4 protein-coding genes are annotated in these 3448 nt (G+C 65.7%); all 4 read right to left on the bottom strand.

Features of this window, described 5'->3' with window-relative positions; all coding sequences use genetic code 11:
* Positions 1-304 precede the first annotated feature (304 nt).
* Positions 305-1345 carry a GGDEF domain-containing protein gene (locus tag ACDELDRAFT_RS20395; RefSeq protein ID WP_040330124.1) on the bottom strand — a complete coding sequence of 347 codons (1041 nt, stop codon included), beginning with the start codon at positions 1343-1345 and terminating at the stop codon, positions 305-307.
* A 115-nt stretch (positions 1346-1460) separates the two neighbouring features.
* Positions 1461-1961: a hemerythrin domain-containing protein gene (locus ACDELDRAFT_RS20390; protein ID WP_005799969.1), complete on the bottom strand. Its 501-nt coding sequence runs from the start codon at positions 1959-1961 to the stop codon at positions 1461-1463.
* Between the two features lie 164 nt (positions 1962-2125).
* The gene (locus ACDELDRAFT_RS20385; protein ID WP_005799968.1) at positions 2126-2707 is read right to left on the bottom strand and encodes a hypothetical protein; all 582 of its coding nucleotides are present in this window, start codon (positions 2705-2707) and stop codon (positions 2126-2128) included.
* Positions 2708-2799: 92 nt separating this feature from the next.
* Positions 2800-3018 carry a CsbD family protein gene (locus ACDELDRAFT_RS20380; RefSeq protein WP_005799967.1) on the bottom strand — a complete coding sequence of 73 codons (219 nt, stop codon included), beginning with the start codon at positions 3016-3018 and terminating at the stop codon, positions 2800-2802.
* Positions 3019-3448: the final 430 nt, after the last annotated feature.

Here is a 3448-nt window from a genome sequence, read left to right as displayed (position 1 = left end):
CCGCACTGGCCGACCGCGACCGAGCAGCGTTGCACGAGACCAAGCAGGAGGTGCTGCATGCCGCCTACCGGCAGGCGCACCCGGCGGCCGCACGGCGGGCGCTGATGGAGCTGTCGTGGCACATGGCGGGCCTGCTGCTGCCCCGCCATTGCGTGCGCTGACACAAAATTCTGGCAAAAACAAACCATTGCGCTTGATGGACGGACAAAGTTAGCTCTTATAAATATAGCAATCGAGCATACAACGGGCGCGCTTCGGCAGACGGCTCTTGCCCGGCTGCAGCCCGCAGGCTGCACGTGGGGCGTCAGACCAGCACGGTGCGATTGCGCCCCTGGGTCTTGGCGGCGTAGAGCGCCGCATCCAGGCCGCGCAAGGTCAGGTCAAGCGGACGCGCGGGATCGAAGCTGCAAAGCCCCATGCTGGCGGACAGGTACAGCGGCGGCGCGACATCCGGCACGGCAGCAGCGGCCAGCGCAGCATGCAGGCGCTGCGCCACCACCTGGCCTTCCGCCAGCGTGGTCGCGGGCAGCAGCGCCAGGAACTCCTCGCCGCCCCAGCGGCTGACCACATCGGATGCGCGAAACACCTCGCGGCAGGTGGCGGCGAAATGCCGCAGGGCATCGTCACCGACATGGTGGCCGTGGACATCGTTGACCTGCTTGAACCGGTCGATGTCCATCATCAAGAGGCATGCCGGCGCACCGCCCCGTTGCAGCAGAGCCAACTGCTGGCGCAGGCGCTCCGTGAACGAGCGGCGGTTGGCAAGCCCGGTGAGCACATCGGTATGCGCCAGCACCGCCATGCGCTCGCGTGCCTCGTCCAGCTCCAGCACCATCCGGGCCTGGCGGTCGTTGGCGAGCTTGAGTTCCAGCAGGCGCATCACCTGGTGCGCCAGCACATTCAGCATGTCCTGCTGCGGCTGCCCCAAGGTGCGCGGCTGGTAGTCGAGCACGCACACGGTGCCCAGGGCAAAGCCATCGGGCGTGCGCAGCGGCGCTCCGGCATAAAAGCGCACGCCATGGGGCTGGGTGACCAGCGGGTTGCTGGCAAAACGGGCATCCTGTCGCAGGTCGGGCACCACGAACACGCCACGCGACTGGATGGCGAAGCGGCAAACCGACTGGTCGATCGGGGTCTCGCGCCGCCCCATGCCCCTCTCGGCCTTGAACCACTGGCGTTCGCGGTCCACGAAGCTGACGAGCGCGATGGGGGCTTCGCAGATGTAGCGCGCCAGCTCGGCCAGTTCGTCAAAGGCGGGATCGAGGGACGTGTCAAGAATGCCGTAGTGCCGCAGCGCCTTGAGCCGGGCATCCTCATCGCCTGCGCAGGCAGCCGTTGTGTCCATATGCGGGGGCTGGCTTTCCGCCAGAAGTCGTGGAGCGCCCAGCTTGCCACACAACAAAAGCCCGCGCATCGGCGCTCACCCGCCATCCCCCTGCGGCCCCTGGCCCAGGGGCAACTCAGGCCACGGCCTGGGCGGTTCCTTCGTCCGAGCAGCTGGAGCCACCGCAACCATGAACCGGCGCACCCGGCAATGCCTCGGGGGCATGGACCACCCCCGTCGCCGCGTCAAACCCCACGCGGCGCAGATGCAGTGCCAAGGCAGCGTCCATGCTCTGCGCGTGCTGGGGAAACCAGATGGCCAGCTCGGCCGCCATTCCGCGCACCACGTGCAATTCCCCTTTTTCCACCGCCCGCGTGGCGCCTTCGCGCATGACCTGCAGCACCACCTTGTGCTGCATCGCATGGCAGTTGCCCGAAGCGAAGCCGGTGGATGCCATCCACGCATCCTCCTGGCCGAAATGCTGTTCGGTGTGCTCCACCAGCGCCTGCCAGGCAGGCACCAGCGCGGCATCGTCGGCCGCCTCGACGGCCGCCAGCAGATCGACGAACTCGCGGTGCGTGTCGTCCATGAGCGGCAGGTCCAGCGCCAGGGCCTGTGACCATTCCAGTGCAGCCATTCTTGATTCCTTGCGTCACAAAAGGGCGAGAGCTTAGGGCGGCGAAAGCCCCCCAGTGTTGACGCAAGTCAACGCCTCGCATGCGCAGTCCGTCACGAGAAAAGCCCCGCGCAAGCGGGGCTTCAGGTCGGGCAGCGCCGGGGCGCTGGCGCACGCCAACGGCGTCAGTGCTGGCCGTACATGCGCTTGGCGTCGTCCACGCACTTGGACTTCACATCGCCCTGCAGGGTGTCGCAGCGCTCCTTGGCGGCCTTGTAGTTGGCCTCGTTCTTCTCGGCCGCTGCATCCTTGCGCGCTTCGGACACGGCGGCACCCTTCTCGGCCGCTGTGCCGGCGGGCTTGGCCTGGGCCTCGGCCACCTTGGCGTTTTCCTTGGCCGCCACGTGGGCTGCCTTGGCATCCTTCACACAGACATCCTTGGCATTGCCGTTGAGGTCGTCGCATTTTTCCTTGGCCACGGCATAGTCGGCGTCGGCACGTGCCATGCGGACCTTGTAGTCGGCCTTGGCGCTGGGTTTGTACTGGGCCTCGAGTTCGGCCCTGGCGACGTCTTCCTTGCCCTTGGCTTCCTTGACACAGATGTCCTTGGCATTGCCCTGCAGGGCATTGCACTTGTCCTTGCTGGCCTTGTACTCGGCCGAGATGCTGTCTTTGGCCGCCTTGTGTTCCGCCTGCGTCATGGCCATGGCACTCGTGGCCAGCAGGGTGGCACTCACGGTGGCGATCAGGGTACGTGCGATCTTCATGGTTTTCTCCTCTATCGAAATTCAACAAAACGCGGGTGCGTGGCACCGCGTGGTGGAAGGGGGTGCGGCCAGCGATGGCCAGGCACTGCGCCTCAATCGTTGAAGCGGAAGTCCGGGTTGCGCGACTGCCATTCCTTGAGCTGCCGTTCGGCCTCGTCGCGGGCGATGCCGAGGCGTTCCTGGAGCTTGCCCACGAATTGATCGCGCCGACCGGCGATCACATCGAAATCGTCATCGGTGAGTTTTCCCCATTGCTCGACCATCTTTCCCTTGAACTGCTTCCAGTTGCCTTTGAGGGTGTCCTCGTTCATGGTTGTTTCCTCGATAAATCTCGCCTTCGCCATCCACCCGGAATGTGTGGAACCTGTGCGGGAAGCGATAGGAACGACTGTAGAAACGAACGCGGCCGGCACGCGTAGGCCATGCCACGCAGCATGCGTCAGTGCCCGCCTACGGTGTGCCAGACAAGCGCGCAATGCCAAGCGCTGGCCGCCAACGCGGCAAACGTGCGCCACGCTCGGCGGCAGGCCCTGTTGCAAAACGGCACGGTTGCCCAGGCCCGCCGCTCATCGGCCCAAGGGGGCTGCATCGTTTGGTAACGCATGTATTTTTTGATAACGAATGACCGGGGTGGCGGCCTGGCCGCCGTCCCTACACTGCCGCACTGACGCCCCCGCACCCTATCTCCATGACCAAAATCTTCGAGGCCCCCGTGGGCCCGGCCACTGGCACGCGCCACGC

It is taken from the genome of Acidovorax delafieldii 2AN, assembly GCF_000175235.1.
Classification (GTDB): domain Bacteria; phylum Pseudomonadota; class Gammaproteobacteria; order Burkholderiales; family Burkholderiaceae_C; genus Acidovorax; species Acidovorax delafieldii_B.
Note: the sequence above shows the minus strand (reverse complement) of the source record. Positions and strands in the feature narration are given on the sequence as shown.